Below are 24,449 nucleotides of genomic sequence, written 5' to 3' on the forward strand. Positions count from 1 at the left end.
AGACCCGCGCGCATCCCCGCAGGCCGCCTGTGCGGTCAGCGCGGTTTTGGCCTGCGCACAAATGCACTAGCTTTCCCGAAAAGCTTCTTGACGGAGATCGTCCATGTCCGACGCCACCCCCCTTGGCAACACCGCCTATGCCTATGGCAATGTGACCAAGATGTTTCACTGGCTCACCGCGCTGCTGATCCTGACCGCCTTTCCGCTGGGCATGATCGCCAACGGCTGGCCCTATGACAGCTCGCAAGCCCTGATGATCAAGGGCGTGCTGTTCAGCCTGCACAAGACCGTCGGCGTGACCGTCTTCTTCGTGGCGCTGGCGCGGATCCTCTGGGCGCTGAACCAGACCAAGCCGCACCCGCTGCATCCCGACCGCCGGGTCGAGCATTTCATGGCCGAGCTTGTGCATTGGACGCTCTATGCCGGGCTGGTGCTGGTGCCGCTGTCGGGCTGGCTGCACCATGCCGCGACCACCGGCTTCGCGCCGATCTGGTGGCCTTTCGGCCAGTCGCTGCCCTTCGTGCCCAAGAATGATGCGGTGGCGCATGTGTTCGAAGGCTGGCACCTGGTCTTCACCAAGATCCTCGGCATCGCCGTGCTGTTGCACATCGCCGGGGCGGTCAAGCATCAGGTCGTTGACCGCGACCTGACACTGGCGCGGATGCTGCCGGGGCGGATCGAGGCCGGGCGGGACGGCGGCGACCACAGCCGCAGCCCGTTCTGGATGGCGCTGCTGATCTGGGCCGTAGCCATGACCGCCGGCACCGCCCTGGGCTGGCCCCCCGCCGCGCAAACCGAAGCCCGCGCCATCGAACTGGCCCCGGCACCGGTTGCGCCGACCGCCAGCGGCTGGACCGTTCAAAGCGGCACCTTGGGGCTGAGCGTGGTACAATTCGGCGCCGATGTCGCGGGCAGTTTCGCCGACTGGACGGCCGATATTGCCTTCGATCCCGACGCGCCCGGCCCCGATCTGGGCACTGTCGCGGTCGACATCGCCATCGGCTCGGTCACACTTGGTTCGGTCACTGCCGAGGCGGTGAAGCCCGAGTTCTTCGATGCCGAACAATTCCCCACCGCGCATTTTGCCGCCACTCTCCGCGCTGCGGACGACGGCGGGTACCTTGCCGAAGGCACCCTGCGCCTGAAAGGCACCGAGGTGCCGGTCACCCTGCCCTTTGACCTCACGTTGACCGGAGATACCGCCGAAATGACCGGCCAGACGACGCTGGATCGCCGCGACTTCGAGATCGGCACGACCGCCCAGAAGGACGATGCGACGCTGGGCTTTCCGGTCACCGTCTCGATCATCCTGACGGCACAGCGCAACTGACCGGCCGGGACCTGGGTCAAGGCGGCCCCGGCCGCTTTGACCAACACTTTCGTGTTTGGCCCTGTCAGGCGGTGCCGCTTGTGGTTTCACTTCGGCCAACACGACAGCAAAAAAGGGCCGCCCAATCGGGCGGCCCTTTTTGGTTCGAGAGAATAAACGTTGTCCGTTTGTTACGACGGGTTTCCGTCGGCCAGCATCGCCTCGATCGAGATCTGAACCGCCACTTCATCGCTGACGAAGGGCGCGAACTTGTCGACGCCGAAATCCGACCGCTTCAGAACGGTCGTGGCATCGAACCCCAGCCAGGGTTTCTGGGCCATGGGATGGACGCCCGCCTGGTTCAGGGTGGTGTCCAGCACAACCGCCTGGGTGACACCGTTCAGGGTCAGATCGCCGGTGATCAGCGCGGTGGTCTCGCCGGTGACCTCGATCCCTGTCGACACAAACGTCACCAGATCGTCGTCATCGGCACCGAAGAAATCATCCGACAGCAGGTGCGCATCGCGCTCTTCCCAGCCGGTGAACATCGCGGTCACGGGCATGGACACCGACACCAAGGACGCCGCCGGGTTGTCCGCGTCGAACTGGATCTCGCCCTCGAACCCCGAGAACAGACCGTAGGTCGTCGAGAAGCCGAGGTGGTCATAGCTGAACAGGATCTGGCTGTGGCTGGCATCCAGAACATAGGCCTCGGCATCGGCAAGAACCGGCGCGGCGAGGGTGGCAGTGGCAAGGCCAAAAGCGGCGGCGAGGGCGGTGGTTTTCATGATTGTACCCTTGTTGTCATATCGAAACGAGCGCTGTGCTCATGCGGATAGACATCGGGTCGCGCGCCGGAATGGACAATTCCGCGCCAGTTCACAGGACCCGTTCAGGAATGAACAGGCCACCGTGCAGGAGGAGCGCTATTCGCCGGGGCCGGGGCGCGCCAGGTCGATATACGCCGGGTCGATGGCCGGGATCCCCCGCGCTTCGGCCAGGCGCCCCAAGGTGGCCGAGGCCGCCCGCTGCAACAGGATCGGCACCGCTGCGTCATAATTGCGATAGCGTCCCAGCGCCCGCCCCACCGCGGCAAAGGCCAGCAGGTCGCGCGGCATCCCGCGCCGGTTCAGAAGGCCGGGCTTGGCCGCCATGCCAAAAAGGGTCAGGAACACGCCGAAGGTTTCTTCGAAGGCGCCGGGCTGCGGCGCCGGAAAGCGCGCGCGCTGAATGTAGACCAGCGGTGCGTCGCCGTCGTTCCATGGATGCACATGGCTTTGTCGGGGCGGCATGTGCACCGTGTCGCCGGCCTCGGCGGTATAGGATTCGCCCTGCAGGCTGTAAGTGGCGTGACCCTCGACGATCTGGAAATTCTCGTCCCAGTCCAGATGCACATGTTCCGTCACATCGGGTGCGGCGCGTGGCTGGCAGGTGATCTTGATGCTGAACCCGCAGGACCCGGTTTCCGCCGCCCCTTCCAGAACCTCCCAGCGGCTGCCGGTCAGCCGGTTTATGGCGATGGTGCCCCGTTCGATCATCATTCCCCCTCCGGCTCGACACGAACCCCCTCGGGCATCCTAGCACGACCCGGCGACATTTGCGGCACGGGGACTTGTCCCCATGGTCAAGAACTGTATAAGGGCGCGGTTCCGCAAACCATTATTCGGCGCAGCCTCTCGTGGACAGGGGCGGAACCATGTGAGCCTGTCCTATGAAATGCGCCCTGACATAGGAGCTGATATGCCGCTTTACGAGCATGTCTTCATCTCTCGGCAGGATCTGTCGAACAGCCAGGCTGAAAGCCTGGTCGAGCACTTCTCCACCGTCCTCGCGGACAACGGCGGCAAGGTCGTCGAAAGCGAGTACTGGGGCGTGAAGACCATGGCCTACAAGATCAACAAGAACCGCAAGGGGCACTATGCCTTCCTGAAAACCGACGCTCCGTCGCCGGCAATCCAGGAAATGGAACGGCTGATGCGCCTGCATGACGACGTGATGCGCGTTCTGACCATCAAGGTCGACGAACACCCCGAAGGCCCGTCCGTCCAGATGCAGAAGCGCGATGATCGCGACCGCGGTGATCGCGGCGATCGCCGTCGCTGATCGGTTCATAGAAAGGACATAAAGCCATGGCTGCAAAACCGTTTTTCCGTCGCCGCAAGGTGTGCCCGTTCTCTGGCGACAACGCGCCGAAGATCGACTACAAGGACACCCGCCTGCTGCAACGCTATATTTCCGAGCGCGGCAAGATCGTGCCGTCGCGGATCACCGCTGTCTCGGCCAAGAAGCAGCGTGAACTGGCCCGTGCCATCAAACGCGCCCGCTTCCTCGCCCTGCTGCCCTACGCCGTGAAATAAGGAGACCGACCAATGGACGTTATCCTTCTCCAACGCGTGGCCAAACTGGGCCAGATGGGTGAAGTCGTTTCCGTCAAGGAAGGCTATGCCCGCAACTTCTTGCTGCCCCAGGGCAAGGCGCTGCGCGCGAACGAGGCGAACAAGGCCCGTTTCGAAGAGCAGAAAGCCCAGCTGGAAGCGCACAACCTGGAAACCAAGGCAGAAGCCGAAGCCATGGGTGAAAAGCTGGATGGCCAGCAGTTCATCGTGATTCGCTCTGCCTCTGACGCCGGCGCCCTCTACGGTTCGGTCAGCACCCGTGACGCCGCCGAAGCGGCCACCGAGGCCGGCTTCACCGTGGATCGCAAGCAGGTCAAACTGGCCAAGCCGATCAAGGATCTGGGCCTGCACGAAGTGCATGTGACCCTGCACCCCGAAGTCGACGTGACCATCCAGCTGAACGTGGCCCGTTCGCCGGAAGAAGCCGAGCTTCAGGCCTCGGGCAAGTCGATCCAGGATCTTGCCGCGGAAGAAGAAGCCGCCGCCGAATTCGAGATCGCCGAACTGTTCGACGACATCGGCTCGGCCGCTGTGGACGACGACGAGTCGGGCGACAACACGCCCCAGCCGGACCTGACCGAAGACAAGTAAGCTTCGCGTCGATACGACCTCAGGAAAAGCCGCGCCCTCAGGCGCGGCTTTTTCGTGTCTGCGCGCCGCCGCCCTTGCCGGCTGGCCCCATCGCCCGGCGAACCCGGCTAAGCCACGCGGTTCGGATCCCCCGCACGCCCCCCACGAAAAAGGCCGCCCCGAAGGGGGCGGCCTGTGTGCGTGACTGTCTTGGGAGTTACTCGTCTTCGAGCGACTTCACAGCTTCCTGCAGGTCGTCCTTCGAGACTTCCTTTTCCGCAATCTCGGCCAGTTCGAAGATGTAGTCGACGACCTTGTCCTCGAACAGCGGCGCGCGCAGCTGCTGCTGCATCTGCTGGTTCTGTTGCACGAATTCGAAGAACTGGCGCTCCTGACCGGGATACTGACGTGCCTGGCTCATGATCGCCTGGGTCATTTCGGCGTCGGAGACCTCGACCTCGTTCTTCTGGCCCAGTTCGGCCAGGTACAGGCCAAGGCGCACACGGCGCTCGCCCAGTTTGGTGTGCTCTTCGGTCGGCTCGACTTCCGGGTGATCGTGACCCTGAACGTCCGGGTTTTCATCGTGCCACAGCTGATGCGCGATCTGCTTGGCTTCGGCCTCGACCAGGCTCGGCGGCAGGTCGAAATCAACCAGCTCGTCCAGCTTGTCCAGCAGCGCGCGCTTCATCACGGCGCGGGCGGCACCGGCGTACTCGGCTTCCAGACGCTCGCCGATCTGGGTTTTCAGCGCGGCCAGATCCTCGGCGCCGAACTTCTTGGCCAGTTCGTCGTCGATCTCGGCAGCCTTGGGCGCCTTGACCGCCTTGATCTTGCACTCGAACACCGCGGCCTTGCCGGCCAGATGCTCGGCCTGGTAGTCCTCGGGGAAGGCCACCTCGACATTCACGTCGGTGCCGGCCACGGCGCCGATCAGCTGATCCTCAAAGCCCGGAATGAACGAGTTCGACCCCAGCACCAGCGGGTAATCCTCGGCGGCACCGCCTTCGAAGGGCTCGCCATCGACCTTGCCAAGGAAGTCGATCACGACCTGATCGTCCTTCTCGGCCGCCGCACCTTCGTCACGATCTTCGAAATCCTGCGCGGTGGAGGCGAGGTTCGCCAAAGCTTCTTCCACGTCGGCCTCGGCAGCCTTGACCACCAGCTTTTCCAGCGTGATCGACTTCAGGTCGGCTTCCGGGATCTCGGGCAGCGCTTCGTAGTTCAGCGCCACGATCACGTCGTCGCCTTCTTTCCAGTCCTCGTTGGTCATCTTGACCTCGGGCTGCAGCGCCGGGCGATCGCCGGTTTCCTCGAAGTGCGAGGACATGGCGCCATCGATGCTTTCCTGCATCGCTTCGCCCAGAACCCGCGGGCCAAACTGCTTTTTCAGCAGCGCCATCGGCACTTTACCTTTGCGGAAGCCCTTCATTTCGACTTCGGGCTGCGCTTCGGCCAGTTTCTCGTTGACCTTACTGTCCAGCTCGGCGGCTGTCAGCGTGATCTCGTAGCCGCGCTTGAGGCCGTCCTTCAGGGTCTCGGTGACCTGCATGTGCTTTGTCCTTCATTCGTCTCGTGGTGCGGGTGGAGGGACTTGAACCCCCACGCCTTGCGGCGCCAGAACCTAAATCTGGTGCGTCTACCAATTTCGCCACACCCGCGAAAATCCGCACGGGCCACAGAGCGCGACCCGCAAGTTCCGGGCCTTCTAACAAAGGCGGAAAAGGGATGCGAGGGGGAATCGTGCGCGCGGCGGCCTTGTCAGACCCCCAATTGCGCAAAGATCGCCGGAAGGGCTTCGGGCAGGTCCTCGGCAATCAGCCCGGCCCCCAGATGGCGGCCCGCCGCGCCATGCAGCCAGGCACCGGTTTCAGCCGCCTGAAACGGGGAAAATCCGCGCGCCAGAAGCCCCGTCACCAGCCCGGCCAGAACATCGCCCGAGCCTGCGGTGGCCAGCCAGGGGGCCGCCGCCTTGCCGGTCAGATGCAGTTCGGCCAGATGACCCGAGGGATCGGCGATCAGCGTTACCTCGCCCTTCAGCAACACTGTTGCCCCGCAGCGGGCCGCCGCTTGGGTCACCGCCGCACGGCGCACTTCCAGACGGGATTCGCGGGGGTCGGCTTGCAACGCTTTGGCCAGATCCGGGAAGACCCGTGCAAACTCGCCCATGTGCGGGGTCAGCACCGCGTTTGAATGCAGCAGTGCAAAGAAGGCGCGGGGATCGTCGGCAAAGGAGGTCAGCGCATCGGCGTCCAGCACCACCGGGCGGCGGCTGGCCAATGCCACGCGCACATGGTTGCGGCTGACCGTGGCAATGCCCAGACCCGGCCCCATGCAGATGGCGTTCAGGCGCGGATCTTCCAGCGCCTCTTCCAGACCGGCCGAGCCGTCCAGCGGGCGCAGCATGATGGCGGTCACCTGGGCCGCGTTCTCGGCCAGGGCCTCGGGCGGGCATCCCAGCGTCACCAGCCCCGCCCCTACGCGCAGCGCGGCACGGGCGGCCAGTCGCGCGGCCCCGCCCCGGCCCGGCCCGCCGGACAGGATCAACGCGTGACCGTGGTCGTACTTGTGCTGATCGGCCCGTTTCGACAGGCGCGCGATCAGGGCCGGAGACAGTCCGGTGCGCGGCATGCGGGTCAAAGCCCGATATCCGCGATGGCAACGGCCATGCCCGAATCGGCCAGCGCCACATGCACCGGCTTGCGGCAATGAAAGGTCACCGCCAGTTCCGCCGGAAAGGCGGCATCACGGGTCAGGGTCTGGCCGTCGGCGAGTATCCCGCTGGGCACGTCGACCGACACCCGGCGGGCCTTGCGCGGCACCTGATCCATCACGCGCGCCACCGCGGGCGACAGGGGACGGGTCAGACCGATCCCGAACACTGCGTCAATCACCAGATCCGCCCCTTCCATGGCCGAAGCCGCTTCCGGCCATGGCATGACCTCGCCGCGCGCCGTCCAGCGATCATGATTGGTTTGCGCGTCGGGGGGAAGCCTGTCCGTGGCGCCAAGTGCCACCACGGTCACCGCCCACCCCTGCCCTTGCAACAGCCGCGCGATGACATAACCGTCGCCGCCATTGTTGCCCGGACCGCACAGGATGCAGGCACGCCCGGGCGCGGCCAATACGTCGGGCCACTGCCGGGAAATGGCCTGCAGGACGCCTTCGCCGGCGCGCTCCATCAAGGCGATTCCAGTGACCATTCCCGAGGCCATTGCCTGTTTTTCAAGCGCCTGCATTTGTGCAGCGGTCAGGATTTCGTCGTTTCCGCCTGTAGCCGAAGTTTTCATTTTGCTCACTTGTTGTGCAGTACGCTCAATTTTTGACATCACGACGGGGAATCCCGCGACGCGGTGAAACACGGCGACCCTAGCCAATTGTGGCCCCCCGGTTAAAGTGTTCTGACGCTCGAAACACATTCCGGCGCGGGGGACTCAGGCATGAAGAAAATCGAAGCCATCATCAAGCCGTTCAAACTTGATGAAGTGAAAGAAGCGCTGCAGGAGATTGGCGTTCAGGGCCTGTCGGTCATCGAAGTCAAGGGCTTCGGCCGCCAGAAAGGCCATACGGAACTGTACCGTGGCGCCGAATACGTGGTGGACTTCCTGCCCAAGGTGAAGATCGAGGTCGTGCTGTCGGACGACCAGCTGGATGGCGCCGTCGAGGCCATTCTGAACGCCGCCAAGACCGACAAGATCGGCGACGGCAAGATCTTCGTGTCAACCATCGAGCAGGCCATCCGCATCCGCACCGGCGAGGACGGGGACGCGGCGCTGTAAGCCATTCAATCGAAAGTACCCCGCACGGCTGCCCCGTTCGGGATCAAGTTCAACTAGCAAAGGGGAGATACGGTCCATGAGCAAGGACGCAGTTCTCAAGACGATCAAGGACGAAGGCGTCGAATACGTCGACATCCGCTTCACCGACCCGCGCGGCAAGCTGCAGCATGTCACCGTGCTGGCGGACCAGGTTGACGAAGACTTCCTGGAAGAAGGCTTCATGTTCGACGGGTCGTCGATTGCCGGCTGGAAGTCGATCGAAGAATCCGACATGAAACTGATGCCGGACACCGACAGCGCCTACATGGATCCGTTCTATGCAGAAAAGACGCTGTGCATCCACAACTCGGTCGTCGAGCCCGACACCGGCGAACCCTATTCCCGCGACCCGCGCGGCACCGCCGAGAAGGCCGAAGCCTACCTGAAGTCCAGCGGCATCGGTGACGTTGCATATTTTGGTCCGGAAGCTGAATTCTTCCTGTTCGACGACGTGCGCTTCCAGGTCGACATCAACAAGGTGTCCTACCAGGTGGACGCGCAAGACGCGTCGTGGAACACCGACACCGAATACGAAATGGGCAACATGGGCCATCGCCCGGGCGTCAAGGGCGGCTACTTCCCCGTGAACCCGGTCGACGATGCGCAGGACATCCGCTCCGAGATGCTCTCGACCATGAAGCGCATGGGCATGAAGGTCGACAAGCACCACCACGAAGTGGCCTCCTGCCAGCACGAACTGGGCCTGATCTTCGGGTCGCTGACCCATCAGGCGGACGAACTGCAGAAGTACAAATACGTCATCCACAACGTGGCGCAGGCCTATGGCAAATCGGCGACCTTCATGCCGAAGCCGATCGCCGGCGACAACGGCACCGGCATGCACGTCAACATGTCGATTTTCAAGGACGGCAAGCCGCTGTTCGCAGGCGACCAATACGCCGACCTGTCGGAAGAGGCGCTGTATTATATCGGCGGCATCCTGAAGCACGCCAAGACCCTGAACGCCTTCACCAACCCGTCGACCAACAGCTACAAGCGCCTGATCCCGGGCTTTGAAGCGCCGGTTTTGCGCGCCTATTCGGCTCGGAACCGTTCGGGTTGTGTTCGTATTCCGTGGGCGGAGTCGCCGAAAGCCAAGCGCGTGGAAGCCCGCTTCCCCGATCCCGCGGCCAACCCCTACCTGTGCTTCGCGGCACTGCTGATGGCCGGCCTCGACGGCATCAAGAACAAGATCCATCCGGGCGAAGCCTCGGACAAGGACCTGTACGACCTGCCGCCGGAAGAACTGGCCGGGATCCCGACCGTCTGTGCCTCGCTGCGCGAAGCCCTGGACAGCCTGGCCGCCGATCACGACTTCCTGCTGGCCGGCGACGTGTTCACCAAGGACCAGATCGAAGGCTACATGGATCTCAAGTGGGAAGAGGTCTACGCCTACGAGCACACGCCGCACCCGGTGGAATTCAAGATGTACTACAGCTGCTGAGTATCTCGGCACGCAAGATTGGGGGCGTCCTTCGGGGCGCCCTTTTTCGTTGTGCAACTGTCACGCCGCAGACATGCCCGTGACACAGGCCCGGCCTAAGGCTCGCAAACCCTGACATGATTTACCGAGGTTGCGATGTTCAAGCCCCTGCTGCTGTCTTCCCTTCTGGCCACCGCCTCTGCGGCAACCGCCGCCGAGCCGTTCTCCTTCGTCCTGCTGGGCGACGCCCCCTATGGCGCGCCCGAAGCCGTCTATGCCCCATTCCGCACGATGATCGACACCATCAATGCGCAAGACCCGACGCTGGTCGTCCATGTGGGCGACACGAAGTCGGGCTCGACCCCCTGCTCTGACCAGATGCTGGACGATCAGCTTGACTTCCTGAACAGCTTTGCTGCACCGACGCTGTATTCCCCCGGCGACAACGAATGGACCGACTGTCACCGCGCCAAGGCGGGCGGCTTCGACCCGCTGGAACGTCTGGACTACATCCGCAACACCTATTACGTCGATCCCGCCACCAGCTTTGGCCAGGCCCCGGTGGAGGTGACCCATCAGGGCGATGCCGGCTATCCCGAGAACACGCGGCTTCTTCTGAACGACGTGATGTTCATCACCACCCATGTGGTCGGCTCGAACAACAACTTCGAAATCCGGGATCCCAGCGCGGTCGCGGAATTCATGGCCCGCGATGCCGCCAACCTTGACTGGCTGAAGGCCAGCTTTGCCGCCGCCGACAATGCCGCCGCCATCGTTCTGGCGATCCACGCGGACATGTTCGAGTTTGGTTTCGGCACCTCGTCGAATCCGGAGGCTTTCGTGCGGCATTCCGGCTTTCAGAATTTCGGGTCTGAGCTGGTCCGCCTGGCCAACGGCTTCGGCAAGCCGGTGCTGCTGGTGTTTGGCGACAGCCATACATTCCGCATGTTCCGCCCCTTCCCCAAGACCAGCCCGCATGTGATGGCGCTGGAAACCTTCGGGTCCAAGGACATGCACGCGGTCGAGGTCACGGTGACCCCCGAGGACGCCTTTCCCTTCGCGATCCAGCCGCTGCTGAACCCGGCGGTGCCGATCACGGCGCCGCAGATGTGAGGGGGCTCGAAGCTTCCGCGAAACGCAAAGGGGCGCCCGATGGCGCCCCTTTGGTGTCTGTGATCCGGATCAGGCCGCCTTGCGCGGGCCCTTGCGGCGCGAGCGGCTGCGGGCACCGGCAGGCTTGCTGCTGCCTTGCGGCTTGCCGCCGCCGCGCCCCGGACGGGGTCCACCCCGACCCTTGCCACCACCACCACGGGCGGGCGGGCTGACATCTTCCCACGGCGTGCCTCCGGCCACCGGGATCGAGGTCTTCATGGTCCGCTCGATGTCGCGCAGCTCGCCCATCTCGTCGGGGGCGCAGAAGGCCACGGCCCAGCCGTCGGCCCCGGCACGGGCGGTGCGGCCGATGCGGTGGACATAATTGTCGGCCACATTCGGCAGGTCGTAGTTGTAGACGTGCCGCACATCGGGAATGTCGATGCCGCGCGCGGCCACATCGGTGGCGACCAGAACCTTGATCTGACCAGCCTTGAAGGCGGTGATGGCGCGGTCGCGCTGGCCCTGGCTGCGGTTGCCGTGAATGGCCGAGGTCGCAAACCCGGCTTTTTCCAGATGCCGCGCCAGACGGTCGGCCCCGTGCTTGGTGCGCACGAAGACCAGTGCGCGATCTTCATTGTGCTTGCGCATCAAGTCGATCAGCAGGTCGGTCTTGCCGGCCTTGGCGACGAAATGGATCGACTGGTCCACCTTGTCGGCGGCCTTGCCCGGAGGGCTGACGGCCACGCGCACGGCGTCGGTCAGATAGGCATTCGACAGCTCGGCCATCTGCTTGGGCATGGTGGCCGAGAACAGCATGGTCTGCCGTTCGGGCGCCAGCAGCGGCGCGATCTTGCGCAGCGCATGGATGAAGCCCAGGTCCAGCATCTGGTCGGCCTCGTCCAGCACCAGGAACCGGGTCTGGTCCAGGAACACGGCCTTGCGGTCGAGCAGGTCCAGAAGCCGCCCCGGGGTGGCGACCAGAATGTCGGTGCCGCGCTCAAGCCGCTTGATCTGGGCGTTGATGGACACGCCCCCAACCACCAGACCGATGCGGACATGGCCGCCGGCGGAATAGGCCATCAGGTTGTCGGCGATCTGCTTGGCCAGTTCCCGCGTCGGGGCCAGCACCAGGCCACGCACGCTTTTGGGCGCGGGTTTCGAGCCCATGCCCGAGATCACATGCAGCAGCGGCAGGCCAAAGGCGGCGGTCTTGCCGGTGCCGGTCTGCGCCAGACCCATCACGTCACGGCCGTTCATGGCGTGCGGGATGGCCTGGGTCTGAATGGGTGTCGGGTCGGTAATGCCAAGGTCTTTCAGCTTGGCCACAAGGCGGGGCGCAAGGCCCAGCATGTCAAAATCCATGAAGGATCGTCCTTTCGGCAGGCACAACAACGCCTGCTTGTGCCGTCTGCCAAATGCAGCGGCGGTTGCAGTGGACGCCCGGAGCGGCACGCCTTGCGCGCCGAATGGGGCCCTGACCCCTGCGTGAAATGGAACCAGAAAACGATGTCAGGCCTATGCCGTCGTCCCGATGCACGGGGCGGCTTACTGCTCACGCGGCAGTGGCCTTGAGGGGCACATGGGGCATCGCGGCGCAGATGTCAACATTTCTGCGCCCGGCCTCGCGAACTGTCACCCTTGCGTGACAGCATGGCCACCGCCCTTGTCCACGACCCGGCCCTGCCGCATCTTTGACACACTCTCAAAACGACGGGGTCGTCATGGCGACAGAACGCTTCACTTTCGAAGGGCAGGACGGCTTGCGTCTGGCGGCACAGCTGGATCTGCCGGATGGGCCGGTGCTGGCCACGGCGCTGTTTGCCCATTGCTTCACCTGCGGCAAGGATATCGCCGCCGCGCGCCGCATTGCCGGACGCCTGTCGGCCATGGGCATCGCGGTGTTGCGGTTCGATTTCACCGGGCTGGGCCACAGCGAAGGCGAATTCGAGAACACCACGTTTTCCTCCAACGTCGCCGATCTGGTCGCGGCGGCGCGGGCGCTGGACGCGCGCGGACTGTCTCCGGATCTTCTGATCGGCCATTCGCTGGGCGGGGCCGCGGTGTTGCGGGCTGCCGCCCAGATCCCGTCGGTGCGCGCCGTGGCCACCCTGGGTGCGCCCTTCGATCCCGGCCATGTCACCCATAATTTCGGCGGTGCGCTGGAGCGGATCACCACGGATGGCGTGGCCGAGGTTTCGCTGGGCGGCCGCCCGGTGCGCATCGGCAAGGGCTTTGTCGAGGATATCTCGAACGCCTCGCTGACCGAGGCCATTGGCCATCTGGGCAAGGCGCTTCTGGTTCTGCACGCGCCGCGCGACGCGGTGGTGGGCATTGAAAACGCCGCCCAGATCTTCCAGGCCGCGCGCCATCCCAAAAGCTTCGTCACGCTGGACGAGGCTGACCATCTGATCTCGCGTCCCGCCGATGCCGAATACGCCGCCGAAGTCATTGCCGCATGGGCCAGACGCTATTTGGACCTGCGCCCGCCCGCGCCGCCGCCCGGCGTGCCCGAGGGGATCATCCGGGTGGCCGAGGCCGACCCCGACGGCTTCCTGCAAGATGTATCCAGCGGCCCCAAGCATCACGCGCTGGCCGATGAGCCGCTGGCCTATGGCGGCACCGACCGGGGCATGTCGCCCTATGGATTTCTGGCCGCCGGTCTGGGCGCCTGCACCTCGATGACCATCCGCATGTACGCGCGGCGCAAGGGCTGGGACCTGGACCATGTGTCGGTGGATGTCTCCCACGACAAGATGCACGCCCAGGATGCCAATGCCGGGGTGACCCCGCGCATCGACACCTTCCATCGGCTGATCCGGCTGGAGGGCGATCTGGACGACGCGCAACGCGCCAAATTGCTGGAGATTGCCGACAAATGCCCGGTGCACCGCACGCTGGAAAGCGGCGCCAAGGTGGTCACCGAATTGGCTAACCCCGGCGCCCGCGACTGATTATTCCGCCGCCACCCGGCGCCGGGGATCGAGCATGCCCTTCAGGTAGCGCCCGGTGTGGCTGCGCGCTTCCTGTGCGATCTTCTCGGGCGTGCCCTTGGCCACGATCTCGCCGCCGCCGTCGCCGCCCTCGGGACCAATGTCGATGATCCAGTCGGCGGTCTTGATGACGTCGAGGTTGTGTTCGATCACCACCACGGTGTTGCCCTGCTCCACCAGTTCGTGCAGCACTTCCAGCAGTTTGCGCACGTCTTCGAAATGCAGGCCGGTGGTCGGTTCGTCGAGGATATAGAGGGTTCGCCCGGTCGACCGTTTGGACAGCTCCTTGGCCAGCTTCACCCGCTGCGCCTCGCCGCCCGACAGGGTGGTCGCCTGCTGGCCTACCTTGATGTAGCCCAGCCCGACCCGCATCAGCGCATCCATCTTGTCCCGGATCGATGGCACCGCCTTGAAGAATTGCTGCGCGTCCTCGACGGTCATGTCCAGCACGTCGGCGATGGACTTGCCCTTGAACTGCACCTCAAGCGTTTCGCGGTTGTAGCGCGCGCCGTGGCAGGTTTCGCAGGTCACATAGACGTCCGGCAGGAAGTGCATCTCGATCTTGATGACGCCGTCGCCCTGGCAGGCCTCGCAGCGCCCGCCCTTGACGTTGAAGCTGAACCGCCCCGGTTTGTAGCCGCGCGTCTTGGCCTCGGGCAGCCCGGCGAACCAGTCGCGGATCGGGGTGAAGGCCCCGGTATAGGTGGCCGGGTTGGAGCGCGGCGTGCGCCCGATGGGCCGCTGATCGATGTCGATCACCTTGTCCAGATGCTCCAACCCCTTGATGGTCTCGCAGGGGGCCGGGGTCTGGCGGGCCCCGTTCAGCCGCATCGAGGCGGTCTTGAACAGGGTTTCGATGGTCAGGGTCGACTTGCCGCCGCCCGACACGCCGCTGACACAGACGAAACGGCCCAGCGGAAACTCGGCGGTGACGTTTTTCAGGTTGTTGCCGGTGGCCTTGACCACCTTGACCTTCTTGCCGTTGCCCTTGCGGCGCGTGGCGGGCACGGCGATCTCGCGCCGTCCGGCCAGATAGTCGCCTGTGACGCTGGCCTCGGTCGCCATGATCTGGGCGGGCGTGCCCTTGGCCACCACCTCGCCGCCATGCACCCCGGCGCCGGGACCGATGTCGAAGACGTAATCTGCCTCACGGATGGCTTCCTCGTCATGCTCCACCACGATCACCGTGTTGCCCTGATCGCGCAGGTTCTTCAGCGTGGTCAGCAGCCGGTCGTTGTCGCGCTGGTGCAGGCCGATGGACGGCTCGTCCAGCACATAGAGCACCCCGGTCAGGCCCGAGCCGATCTGGCTGGCCAGCCGGATCCGCTGGCTTTCGCCGCCCGACAGGGTGCCGGCGTTGCGCGACAGCGTCAGGTATTCAAGGCCGACGTTGTTCAGGAAGCCCAGCCGTTCACGGATTTCCTTCAGGATGGCGCGGGCGATCTCGTTCTTCTGCTTGGTCAGATGGTTCGGCGCATCCTCGACCCAGTCCAGCGCCTGGCGGATCGACATTTGCACCACCTGCCCCACATGAACGCCCGCGATCTTGACGGCCAGCGCCTCGGCGCGCAGACGATGGCCTTCGCAGGTGTGGCAGGGGCGGTTGTTCTGGTAGCGTTCGAATTCCTCGCGCACCCAGTTGCTGTCGGTTTCGCGATAACGCCGCTCCATGTTGGGGATGACCCCTTCGAACACGCGGGAGACCTGATAGACCCGGCCGCCGTCGTCATAGCGGAACTCGATCTCTTCCTCACCCGAGCCGTGCAAGAACACCTGCTGCACATGGGCGGGCAGATCCTTCCACGGCGTCGCCTTGTCGAATTCATAGTGGCGGGCGATGGCTTCGATGGTTTGCAGGAAATAGGGCGACTTGCCCTTGCGCCACGGCGCCAAGGCCCCGTCGTACAGCTGAAGGGTCTGATCCGGCACCACCAGCCGTTCGTCGAAGAACAACTCCATCCCCAGACCGTCACAATCCGGGCAGGCCCCGAAGGGCGCGTTGAAGGAAAACAGGCGCGGTTCGATTTCCGGAATGGTGAAGCCCGACACCGGACAGGCGAAGCGTTCCGAGAAGGTGATCCGCTCGGGCTCGCCGTCTTTCGGGGCGGTTTCCAGAATGGCAATGCCATCGGCCAGATCCAGCGCCGTGCGCAGACTGTCGGCCAGCCGGGTTTCCAGACCTTCGCGCACGACGATCCGGTCCACCACCACGTCGATGTCATGGCGGAACTTCTTGTCCAGCTTCGGCGGCATGTCCAACTCGTAGAACTCGCCATCCACCTTGACCCGCTGGAAGCCCTGCTTGCGCAGTTCCAGCATTTCCTTGCGGTATTCGCCCTTGCGGTCGCGGATGATCGGGGCCAGCAGATAGCCGCGCGTGCCCTCTTCCATCTCCATGATCCGGTCGACCATATCCTGCACCTGCTGCGCTTCGATGGGCTTGCCGGTGGCGGGCGAATAGGGCGTGCCGGCCCGGGCGAACAGCAGCCGCATGTAGTCGTAGATCTCGGTCACCGTGCCAACGGTCGAGCGCGGGTTCTTCGAGGTGGTCTTCTGTTCGATGGAAATCGCCGGGCTGAGACCCGAGATGTGATCCACGTCGGGCTTTTCCATCATGTCGAGGAACTGCCGGGCATAGGCCGACAGGCTTTCCACATAGCGGCGCTGCCCCTCGGCATAGACCGTGTCGAAGGCCAGCGAGGATTTTCCCGACCCCGAAAGCCCGGTGATGACCACCAGCTGATCGCGCGGAATATCCACGTCGATGCCCTTCAGGTTGTGCTCGCGCGCGCCGCGCACCTCGATGTTCTTCTGCTCGGCCATGACCCACCTCGACGATATCCGCATAACCTAGGGGATCGGCGGCGAGTCTCCAATGAGAAACTGTGAACAAAGAGTGAACTTCATGCGCAATCTTGATGGGCGTCGGAATTGCGTTCCTGACGCGCGGTTCCCGAAAATCGGAAAATGGTTTACGTTAGGGCAGCATAACCGCCGAGGAGGCCCGTGCCATGATCCCGCCAGACATGCTCATTGTTTCTGTTGCTGCGATGGTGATCATCATCGGCTTCGCGATTTATGTAAGCGAGCTGTTCTATTCGGACCCTATCGTCAAACCAAGTTGCCGGGTTCAGATCACCGCAGCAACGGCCGCGACAATTGCCCTTGGAATACTCTATCTGCCAATGCTGATTATCTTTCCGCGCGGCTTTTTTGCCGTGACAATGACTGAAATCGCGATTGTTGCAGCAATTGTCGTGATTCTGATTCTTTTCTTCACTCAGAAAGCACTGCCACATTACAAAGCTAAGATACGCAGCAAAGCCCGACTCGACTATGGCGCTGATCTGTTCACAACCCTCATGGGAAAACCGCCGACCGGTTCATCTGGCGATCCCACTGCTGAATTGATCTCATTCTGGGACCTCGCAGCGCTTGGCGGTCTGGACAAGGAAAAACTCACGGAGCTTGCAGATCTGGCCGCGCGGCTCAAGGCAGACGAGGAGGCCGCCTATGATCCCACCGAACTCTGGGTTCATCTCGGCTCGGTTTCCGGCGGACAACGGGCGGCATTGACTGCAATCAACTACTTATTGGATGCGATCGAAACCGCATTGAAAGGCGGCGACCTGACCGATGAGGAGCGGGAAAAGCTGGAGCAACTCAAGCGGGATATTCAAGAGCTTCGTGACAAGGCCCCGACGCAGTGACCCGGCGGCCGGCGCGCCCCGTCAGCCCTTGTCGCGCCACCGGTTGACGATGGGATAGCGGCGATCCAGCCAGAAGGCGCGTTTCGACAGGCGCACGCCGGGGGCGGCCTGGTGGCGCTTGTATTCGCTGATGTAGAGCAGATGCTCGACCCGCTTGACGGTGTCGCGGTCAAAGCCTGCCGCCACCACCTCGGCGACCGAGGCGTCCTCGTCCACCAGCATCTCCAGAATGCGGTCCAGCACCTCATAGGGGGGCAGGCTGTCGTCGTCGCGCTGGTCGTCGCGCAATTCGGCCGAGGGCGGCTTGTCGATGACGCGGGGCGGGATGACCTCGCCCGCCGGGGCCAGCATCCACGGCGCGTGGTTGGCGTTGCGCCAGCGGCACATGGCGAAAACGCGAGTCTTGTAGAGATCCTTGATCGGGTTGTAGCCGCCCGCCATATCGCCATAGATCGTGGCATAGCCCACTGCCACCTCGGACTTGTTGCCGGTGGTCAGCAGCATTTCGCCGAACTTGTTGGACAGGGCCATCAGCAGCAGGCCGCGCATCCGCGATTGCAGGTTTTCCTCGGTCAGGTCGGGCTTGGTGCCCGCGAACAGCGGCGCCAGTGCTTCGGTCGCGGCATCCACCGGGCCCGAGATCGGCAGATCATCCAGACGACAGCCAAGCTGGGTTGCCACGCCCGCTGCATCCTGAAGCGAGGTCTGCGAGGTATAGCGCGACGGCAGCATCACGCAGCGCACGTTTTCGGGGCCAAGCGCATCGGCGGCGATGGCCGCGACCAGCGCCGAGTCGATGCCGCCCGAAAGCCCCAGCAGCACCTTGGAAAAGCCGCTTTTGGCCAGATAGTCCTGCAGGCCGATGACCATGGCCCGGTAATCCTGCGCAAAGCTGTCGGGCCGCGCCGGGCGGTCGCCGTCGACGATGCGCCAGCCGCCGGGGGTTTCTTCCAGATCCACATGGGTGATCGACGTGTCGAACAGCGGCATCTGGAAGGCCAGTACGCCACCGGGGTTCAGCCCGAAACTGCCGCCGTCGAAGACCTGGTCATCCTGCCCGCCGACCATGTTGAGATAGATGATCGGCAGCCCGGTCTCGATGGTGCGGGCGACCATGTGGTTCAGGCGTTCGTCGTGCTTTTCACGATGATAGGGGGAGCCATTGGGCACCAGCAGGATCTCGGCGCCGCTTTCGGCCTGTGCCTCGGCCACATCCGGATGCCAGGCGTCCTCGCAGATGGGCGAGCCGATCCGCAGCGGCCCGATCCGGTAGGGCCCGGAAATCGCGCCCGAGGAATAGAGCCGCACCTCGTCGAACACGTCGGAATTGGGCAGTTCGTGCTTGAACACCCGCGCCACCACATGCCCGTCCTTCAGAACGTGATAGCCGTTGTAAAGCTTGCCCTCGGCCATCCAGGGCGCGCCGATGGCAAGCGCCGGGCCGCCGGTCAGACCGCGCGCCAGCGCCTCGAGCGCGCCCATGCAATCGGCCACGAAGGCCGGTTTCTTCACCAGGTCCTGCGTCTGGTAACCCGACAGGAACATCTCGGGCAGCGCCACCATGTCGGCGCCCGCGTCGCGGCCGGCCTCCCACGCCTGCCGGGCCAGCGCGGCGTTGTCCTCCAGCGCGCCAAGGCGCGGGTTCATCTGGGCCAGGGTCAGGCGAAAGGTCTGCGGCATGGGCGGTCTCCTGCTCTTGCCCCTTCCTTAAATTGCTGGCGCGGTAAGGGGAAGCGCCTGTTCCGGGCATGTTGCTCCGCCCCGCGCGATGATCTAGCACTTGGGCACGAGAACCGGGAAGGCAGGCAGGTCATGATGGGGCGGAAACGCGCGGTACGGGCATTGGCGGCGACGGCACTGGCGGCACTGGTCGCAAATGCCGTCTCGGCGCAGGATCTGGGTCCGGTGGTGACGCAGCAATACACCAACGGCGGCGTCTACGAAGGCACCATGAAAAACGGCAAGCCGCATGGACAGGGCCGCTATACCCTGCCCAACGGGTATGAGTACGACGGCACCTGGGCGGATGGCGAACGCACCGGCACCGGCACCACCAAATTCGTCGACGGCAGCATCTACGAGGGCGAGGTCGAGAACGGCCTGCCGCAGGGCACCGGCCAGGTGGCGCTGCTGGATGGCTCGGTCATCATCGGCACCTGGGTCGAGGGCGCGCTCAGCGGCGAGGCCACGGCCACCTATGCCGACGGCTCGGTCTACATGGGCACCTTCGAGAACAACCAGCGCCACGGCACCGGCACCTGGACCCGCCCCGACGGCTATGTCTATGACGGCGGCTGGGACGCGGGAAAGCGCAGCGGCAGCGCCACCATCACCTTCCCCGACGGCGCCCGCTATGAGGGCGAGATGCGGTCGGACAAGCGCAACGGCACCGGCAAGCTGACCATGCCCGACGGGTTCACCTATGACGGTGCCTGGATCGACGACCAGATGAACGGCTTTGGCCGCGTCACCTATGTCAACGGCGACGTCTACGAAGGCGTGCTGGTGCAGGGCCAGCGGTCGGGCAACGGCAAGATGACCTATGCCAACAGCGACATCTATGAAGGCGCCTTCGTCGCGGACGAGCGCAATGGCACCGGCACCTTCATCGGCACCGATGGCTATCGCTACGAAGGTGAATGGGTGGCGGGCACCCATCATGGCCAGGGTCGGCTGACCTATCCCGATGGCTCGGTCTATGAAGGCCAGTTCGACAACAACCTGCCGCACGGCGCGGGCCGCGTCACCTATGCCAATGGCGATGTCTACGAAGGCGACTGGCTGGAGGGTGAGATCAACGGCCAGGGGGCCAGCCGCTATGCCAGTGGCGTGGTCTACGAGGGCAGCTTTCAGGCCGGCGTGCCGCAGGGCCAGGGCACCCTGACCGGCCCCGACGGCTATCGCTATTCTGGCGGCTGGGATGCAGGCGTGCGCGATGGCGCGGGCGAGGTCACCTACCCCGACGGCTCGCGCTATTCCGGCACCTTCCGCAACGATCAGTTCCACGGTCCGGGCCGCTGGGAAAGCGCCGATGGCGTGATCTATGACGGGGTCTGGCAGGATGGCGCCATCACCGGCGAAGGCCGGGTGACCTATGCCTCGGGCGATGTCTATGAGGGCGCGCTGGTGGACGGCAAGCGCGAAGGACAAGGCACGCTCACCTACGCCTCGGGCGAGGTGCTGACCGGCCTGTGGCGCAACGGCGTGATGATCGATGGCGAGACCCTTCCCGCACCTGAACCAGCCCCTGAGGCCGCCGCAGACACGGCCCCCGACGCCGCGCCCAACAGCGCCCCCGCAACGGACTCGCAATAGAGCGCGCAGCGCCCGCGAAAGGACACCCCATGCCCATCACCACCGTCGTCTTCGACGCCTACGGCACGCTGTTCGACGTGACCGCCGCCGCCCGCACCGCCGCGCAGTCGCCCGAGTTCCCACAACTGGCCGAGGTCTGGCAGGCGCTGGCCCGCGACTGGCGAGCCAAGCAGCTGGAGTATTCCTGGCTGCGCGCCGTCACCGGCAATCACACCCCGTTCTGGGAGGTCACGCAGGACGGGCTGGACTGGGCGATGGAGGCCAACGGGCTGCAAGGCGAAGAGCTGCGCGCCCGCCTGCTGGCCCTGTATTGGGAATTGGACGCCTACCCCGAGGTGCCGGACCTGCTGCAACGGCTCAAGGCCGAGGGGCTGACCACGGCGATCCTGTCCAACGGCTCCCCCGAGATGCTGGAGGGCGCGGTGAGCTCCGCCAGCCTTGAAGGGCTTCTGGACGGGGTGCTGTCGGTGGAAAGCTGCGGCGTCTTCAAACCCGACGCGGCAGTCTATGACCTTGTGCGCGATCAACTGGGCAAACGCGCCGACGAGGTGCTGTTCGTCTCGTCGAACGGCTGGGACGTGTGCAGTGCGGCCGCCTATGGGTTCCAGACCCTCTGGGTCAACCGCATGGGCCAGCCGCTGGATCGGCTGCCCGAACCGCCCGCCGCCATCGAACCTGACCTGAGCCGCATTCCCGACCTGCTGGCCTCGGGCCGCTTCACCCGCCCCGATCTGCACCCCGAACCGCAGTATTTCACCGCCTCGGACGGGCTGAGGCTGGCCTATCGGGACGAGGGAGAGGGCCCGGCCCTGCTGTGCCTGTGCGGGCTGACCCGCAACATAGCGGATTTCGACTTCGTCGCGCGCGACTTCTCGGATCGCGCCCGGATCATCCGGCTGGACACCCGCGGGCGCGGCCAGTCGGACCATGATCCGACCTATCTGAACTACAATCTTGGCCGCGAAGGGCTGGACGCGCTGGACCTGCTGGATCACCTTGGGCTCGACAAGGCGGCGATCCTGGGCACCTCGCGCGGGGGGCTGATCGCGCTGACGCTGGCCGTCACCCACAAGGACCGCCTGACCGGCGTCTGCCTGAACGACATCGGCCCCGAGATCGACCCCGAGGGGCTGGCCTTCATCTTCGGCTATCTGGGCATCCAGCCCGCGTTCCAGACCTATGACGAAGCCGCCGACGCGCTGGTCAAGACCACCGCCGCCCGCTTCCCCGGCGTACCGCGCGGCCGCTGGCGGCTGCACGCCGAACGGATCTGGACCGAGACCGACGACGGGTTGCGCATTCGCTATGACGCCAAGCTGCGCGACGCGGTGATCGAGCAATCGGCCACTGGCGACGTGCAGGATCTGTGGCCGTTCTTCGACGCTTTCGCCGATCTGCCGCTGGCGCTGATCCGGGGGCAGCATTCGGACATCCTGCCCGCAAAAACCGCCGCCGAAATGCGCCGCCGCCGTCCGGACATGATCCATGCCGAGGTGCCTCGGCGCGGCCATGTACCGTTTCTGGATGAACCCGAAGCCCGGCGCGCCCTGTCCCAATTCATCGACAGCTTGCCATGACTCCCGACGTCATCGCCGCCGCCGAGGCCCGCATCCGCCCGTTCCTGCGCCGCACCCCGCTGCTGGAATCGCCACAGTTGAACGCCCTGGCCGGTCGCCGGGTGCTGGTGAAGGCCGAATGCCTGCAGCACACCGGCTCGTTCAAGTATCGCGGCGCAAAATCCGCCGTGACTGCCATCGCGGCCGAAGGCGGCTGTTCCGGCATCATCGCCTATTCCTCGGGCAACCATGCCCAGGGCGTGGCCCGCGCCGCGCAGGAAGCCGGGCTGCCGGCGGTCATCGTGATGCCCTCGGATGCGCCCCGCGCCAAGGTCGAGGGCACGCGCGCCTACGGGGCCGAGGTCGTGCTGTACGATCGCTGGAAGGAAAGCCGCGAAGAGATCGGCGCGCATCTGGCCGCCACCCGCGACCTGCGGCTGGTGCGCCCTTATGACGAGCCCGAGGTGATCGCCGGACAGGGCACCTGCGGGCTGGAACTGGCCGAACAGGCGCGCGCGGCGGGCGTCACCACGGGTCAGGTTCTGGTCTGCTGCGGTGGCGGCGGGCTGACCTCGGGCATCGCGCTGGCGCTGGAACAACAGGCGCCCGGCCTGTGTGTGCGCCCGGTGGAACCCGAGGCCTTCGACGATGTCACCCGGTCTCTGGCCGCTGGCAAAATCCTGGGCAATGCCCCCGGCGGCACCAGCATCTGCGACGCCATCGTTACCCCCCAACCCGGCGACCTGACCTTCCCGATCCTGCACCGCCTGTGCGGACCTGGCCTGACAGTCAGCGATGCCGAAGCCCTGACCGCCATGGCGGTGGCCTTGCGGCATCTGAAGATCGTGGTGGAACCCGGCGGCGCGGTGGCGCTGGCCGCCGCGCTGCATCGCAGCGACGCCCTTGGTTCGGACCCGGTGATTGCCGTCGCCACGGGTGGCAATGCCGACCCCGACATTCTGGCCCATGCAGTCGCCGCGATCCCCTGATCGGGCGCCGCCCCACCGCCCGGGGGCAGTGATTGTCAAGTGGTCAAGAAGTGTTTATATTCAGTACGAGCGTTATATCCCGCTGCATCGGTACGTTTTCCCGCGACCCATCGTTTCGAAAGAAAGTACCGCCAGGGCGATCTGCGGTAGGGTGCGCCTGTCCGGATCGGACATCGAGACGACAACCGGATGGGGCGATGTGGTCGCACAGGTGCAGGAACATGAAAGGTTACGTGAGCGTTATGAACAAACTCGCGTCAGTCGAAAGAGATATTGGCAACGGGGATCCGTTGCCGCCGGAAATGGCGACCAATTCCGCCCATGCCGCGGCTTTCCTCAAGGCGCTGGCCCATGAAGGCCGGCTGCTGATCCTGTGCCATCTCAACTCGGGCGAGAAATCGGTGACCGAACTTGAAAAGCTGCTGGGCCAACGTCAGGCGGCGGTCAGCCAGCAATTGGCGCGTTTGCGGATGGAAGGGCTGGTGCGCTCGCGCCGGGACGGCAAGACCATATTCTATTCGCTGGGCGACGAACGGGCCGAGCGGATGATCGGCCTTCTCTACGACATGTTCTGCGCTTCGGACGACGACTGACGTCTTCCGAAAGACTCTGGATGGAAACGACGCCCTCTGCGTGAGGCGCCGCAGGAAAGACCGCTCGCCATGCCGCCCTCCCCCCCGGATCTTGCCGCAACCATCGCCGACACCCTGCCGCCGCCCGCATCCGGGCAGCGGCTTCTGGTGGCCATCGCCGGCCCGCCCGCATCGGGAAAATCCACGGTGGCCGAGGCGCTGGTGGCGCGGCTGGGGGCCGAGGCCATTCTGGTGCCGATGGACGGGTTTCATCTGGACAACCGCCTGCTGGAACAACGCAGCCTGCTGCCTCGCAAGGGTGCGCCCGAGACCTTCGACGCGGCGGGCTTCTGCCATGCCATCGGGCGCCTGAAGACCGAGCCGTCGGTCATCCTGCCCAGCTTTGACCGGTCCCGCGACCTGTCGGTCGCCGGGGCGATCGAGGTGACCCCACTGCACCGGATCGCCGTGGTCGAGGGCAACTATCTGCTGTTCGACGCCGACCCCTGGCGGAAACTGGCGACCCTTTGGGATTTTTCGGTCTGGACCGCGCCCGACGAGACCGTCCTGCGCAGCCGCCTGATCGCGCGCTGGCGCGACCACGGGCTGCCCCCGGACGCTGCCGAGGCGCGGGCCGAGGCCAACGACCTGCCCAATGCCCGCCGTATCCTCGCGTCCCGGCTGCCCGCCGATCAGGTGGTCTGAGCCT

General features: G+C 64.9%; 22 protein-coding genes and 1 tRNA gene. 14 read left to right on the forward strand and 9 right to left on the reverse strand.

Going from position 1 to position 24,449, the window contains the following annotated elements:
• Window positions 1-103 precede the first annotated feature (103 nt).
• The gene (locus AB0T83_RS02285) at window positions 104-1,330 is read left to right on the forward strand and encodes a cytochrome b/b6 domain-containing protein (RefSeq protein WP_366191191.1); all 1,227 of its coding nucleotides are present in this window, start codon (window positions 104-106) and stop codon (window positions 1,328-1,330) included.
• A 170-nt stretch (window positions 1,331-1,500) separates the two neighbouring features.
• Here AB0T83_RS02285 and AB0T83_RS02290 read toward each other — a convergent pair whose 3' ends face one another.
• Both AB0T83_RS02290 and AB0T83_RS02295 read right to left on the reverse strand, forming a co-directional pair.
• Complete coding sequence (locus AB0T83_RS02290) at window positions 1,501-2,097, reverse strand: YceI family protein (protein ID WP_366191193.1); 597 nt, start codon at window positions 2,095-2,097, stop codon at window positions 1,501-1,503.
• 138 nt (window positions 2,098-2,235) lie between these two features.
• Window positions 2,236-2,850, reverse strand: coding sequence for a cupin domain-containing protein (locus AB0T83_RS02295; RefSeq protein ID WP_366191195.1), 615 nt, complete (start codon window positions 2,848-2,850; stop codon window positions 2,236-2,238).
• A 199-nt stretch (window positions 2,851-3,049) separates the two neighbouring features.
• Here AB0T83_RS02295 and rpsF point away from each other — a divergent pair, with 199 nt between their 5' ends.
• The 3 genes from rpsF to rplI are packed head-to-tail and all read left to right on the forward strand — an operon-like array spanning window position 3,050 to window position 4,296.
• A complete protein-coding gene (rpsF, locus tag AB0T83_RS02300; protein WP_366191571.1) occupies window positions 3,050-3,412 on the forward strand; it encodes a 30S ribosomal protein S6 in 363 nt (120 codons plus the stop codon).
• 26 nt (window positions 3,413-3,438) lie between these two features.
• The gene (gene rpsR, locus AB0T83_RS02305) at window positions 3,439-3,666 is read left to right on the forward strand and encodes a 30S ribosomal protein S18 (protein WP_005982441.1); all 228 of its coding nucleotides are present in this window, start codon (window positions 3,439-3,441) and stop codon (window positions 3,664-3,666) included.
• Window positions 3,667-3,678: 12 nt separating this feature from the next.
• Window positions 3,679-4,296 (forward strand): 50S ribosomal protein L9, encoded by a 618-nt coding sequence (gene rplI, locus AB0T83_RS02310; protein ID WP_366191197.1) that lies wholly within the window; start codon window positions 3,679-3,681, stop codon window positions 4,294-4,296.
• A gap of 196 nt (window positions 4,297-4,492) precedes the next feature.
• Here the strand turns inward: rplI and tig are convergent, their stop codons facing one another.
• The 4 genes from tig to AB0T83_RS02330 form a co-directional block, all read right to left on the reverse strand.
• Window positions 4,493-5,824: a trigger factor gene (tig, locus tag AB0T83_RS02315; protein WP_366191199.1), complete on the reverse strand. Its 1,332-nt coding sequence runs from the start codon at window positions 5,822-5,824 to the stop codon at window positions 4,493-4,495.
• Between the two features lie 24 nt (window positions 5,825-5,848).
• A tRNA-Leu gene (locus AB0T83_RS02320) sits at window positions 5,849-5,933 on the reverse strand.
• 100 nt (window positions 5,934-6,033) lie between these two features.
• A complete protein-coding gene (locus tag AB0T83_RS02325; protein ID WP_366191572.1) occupies window positions 6,034-6,903 on the reverse strand; it encodes an NAD(P)H-hydrate dehydratase in 870 nt (289 codons plus the stop codon).
• Between the two features lie 5 nt (window positions 6,904-6,908).
• Window positions 6,909-7,562, reverse strand: a complete 654-nt coding sequence (locus AB0T83_RS02330; RefSeq protein WP_366191201.1) for an NAD(P)H-hydrate epimerase — start codon at window positions 7,560-7,562, stop codon at window positions 6,909-6,911.
• Between the two features lie 150 nt (window positions 7,563-7,712).
• Between AB0T83_RS02330 and AB0T83_RS02335 the strand changes: the two genes are divergently transcribed.
• The 3 genes from AB0T83_RS02335 to AB0T83_RS02345 all read left to right on the forward strand — a co-directional run bounded on the left by AB0T83_RS02335 (window position 7,713) and on the right by AB0T83_RS02345 (window position 10,626).
• On the forward strand, window positions 7,713-8,051 hold the full coding sequence (locus AB0T83_RS02335; RefSeq protein ID WP_366191202.1) for a P-II family nitrogen regulator: 339 nt from the start codon (window positions 7,713-7,715) through the stop codon (window positions 8,049-8,051).
• 76 nt (window positions 8,052-8,127) lie between these two features.
• Window positions 8,128-9,534 carry a type I glutamate--ammonia ligase gene (gene glnA / locus AB0T83_RS02340; RefSeq protein WP_366191204.1) on the forward strand — a complete coding sequence of 469 codons (1,407 nt, stop codon included), beginning with the start codon at window positions 8,128-8,130 and terminating at the stop codon, window positions 9,532-9,534.
• 135 nt (window positions 9,535-9,669) lie between these two features.
• Window positions 9,670-10,626 carry a hypothetical protein gene (locus AB0T83_RS02345; RefSeq protein ID WP_366191206.1) on the forward strand — a complete coding sequence of 319 codons (957 nt, stop codon included), beginning with the start codon at window positions 9,670-9,672 and terminating at the stop codon, window positions 10,624-10,626.
• Window positions 10,627-10,695: 69 nt separating this feature from the next.
• Here the strand turns inward: AB0T83_RS02345 and AB0T83_RS02350 are convergent, their stop codons facing one another.
• Window positions 10,696-11,970: a DEAD/DEAH box helicase gene (locus AB0T83_RS02350; RefSeq protein WP_366191207.1), complete on the reverse strand. Its 1,275-nt coding sequence runs from the start codon at window positions 11,968-11,970 to the stop codon at window positions 10,696-10,698.
• A 359-nt stretch (window positions 11,971-12,329) separates the two neighbouring features.
• On the opposite strand from AB0T83_RS02350, the gene AB0T83_RS02355 reads away from it, so the two are divergent.
• On the forward strand, window positions 12,330-13,559 hold the full coding sequence (locus tag AB0T83_RS02355; RefSeq protein ID WP_366191209.1) for a bifunctional alpha/beta hydrolase/OsmC family protein: 1,230 nt from the start codon (window positions 12,330-12,332) through the stop codon (window positions 13,557-13,559).
• Here AB0T83_RS02355 and uvrA read toward each other — a convergent pair whose 3' ends face one another.
• Window positions 13,560-16,421, reverse strand: coding sequence for an excinuclease ABC subunit UvrA (gene uvrA / locus AB0T83_RS02360; RefSeq protein ID WP_366191213.1), 2,862 nt, complete (start codon window positions 16,419-16,421; stop codon window positions 13,560-13,562).
• 188 nt (window positions 16,422-16,609) lie between these two features.
• Here uvrA and AB0T83_RS02365 point away from each other — a divergent pair, with 188 nt between their 5' ends.
• Complete coding sequence (locus AB0T83_RS02365; protein ID WP_366191214.1) at window positions 16,610-17,308, forward strand: hypothetical protein; 699 nt, start codon at window positions 16,610-16,612, stop codon at window positions 17,306-17,308.
• A gap of 21 nt (window positions 17,309-17,329) precedes the next feature.
• Here AB0T83_RS02365 and AB0T83_RS02370 read toward each other — a convergent pair whose 3' ends face one another.
• Window positions 17,330-18,988, reverse strand: a complete 1,659-nt coding sequence (locus AB0T83_RS02370) for an NAD+ synthase (RefSeq protein ID WP_366191216.1) — start codon at window positions 18,986-18,988, stop codon at window positions 17,330-17,332.
• Between the two features lie 132 nt (window positions 18,989-19,120).
• Between AB0T83_RS02370 and AB0T83_RS02375 the strand changes: the two genes are divergently transcribed.
• From AB0T83_RS02375 to AB0T83_RS02395, 5 genes are all read left to right on the forward strand, one after another.
• The gene (locus AB0T83_RS02375; protein WP_366191217.1) at window positions 19,121-20,623 is read left to right on the forward strand and encodes an MORN repeat-containing protein; all 1,503 of its coding nucleotides are present in this window, start codon (window positions 19,121-19,123) and stop codon (window positions 20,621-20,623) included.
• A 29-nt stretch (window positions 20,624-20,652) separates the two neighbouring features.
• Window positions 20,653-22,200 carry a haloacid dehalogenase type II gene (locus AB0T83_RS02380; protein WP_366191219.1) on the forward strand — a complete coding sequence of 516 codons (1,548 nt, stop codon included), beginning with the start codon at window positions 20,653-20,655 and terminating at the stop codon, window positions 22,198-22,200.
• Window positions 22,197-23,168, forward strand: a complete 972-nt coding sequence (locus tag AB0T83_RS02385; RefSeq protein WP_366191221.1) for a threonine ammonia-lyase — start codon at window positions 22,197-22,199, stop codon at window positions 23,166-23,168. Before AB0T83_RS02380 ends, AB0T83_RS02385 begins: the two co-directional genes overlap by 4 nt.
• A 302-nt stretch (window positions 23,169-23,470) precedes the next feature.
• Window positions 23,471-23,761 (forward strand): ArsR/SmtB family transcription factor, encoded by a 291-nt coding sequence (locus AB0T83_RS02390; RefSeq protein ID WP_366191223.1) that lies wholly within the window; start codon window positions 23,471-23,473, stop codon window positions 23,759-23,761.
• Between the two features lie 69 nt (window positions 23,762-23,830).
• On the forward strand, window positions 23,831-24,445 hold the full coding sequence (locus AB0T83_RS02395) for a nucleoside/nucleotide kinase family protein (RefSeq protein WP_366191225.1): 615 nt from the start codon (window positions 23,831-23,833) through the stop codon (window positions 24,443-24,445).
• The last annotated feature ends 4 nt before the right edge of the window (window positions 24,446-24,449 follow it).

Source organism: Meridianimarinicoccus marinus (assembly GCF_040689105.1).
GTDB classification, from domain to species: Bacteria; Pseudomonadota; Alphaproteobacteria; order Rhodobacterales; family Rhodobacteraceae; genus Meridianimarinicoccus; species Meridianimarinicoccus marinus.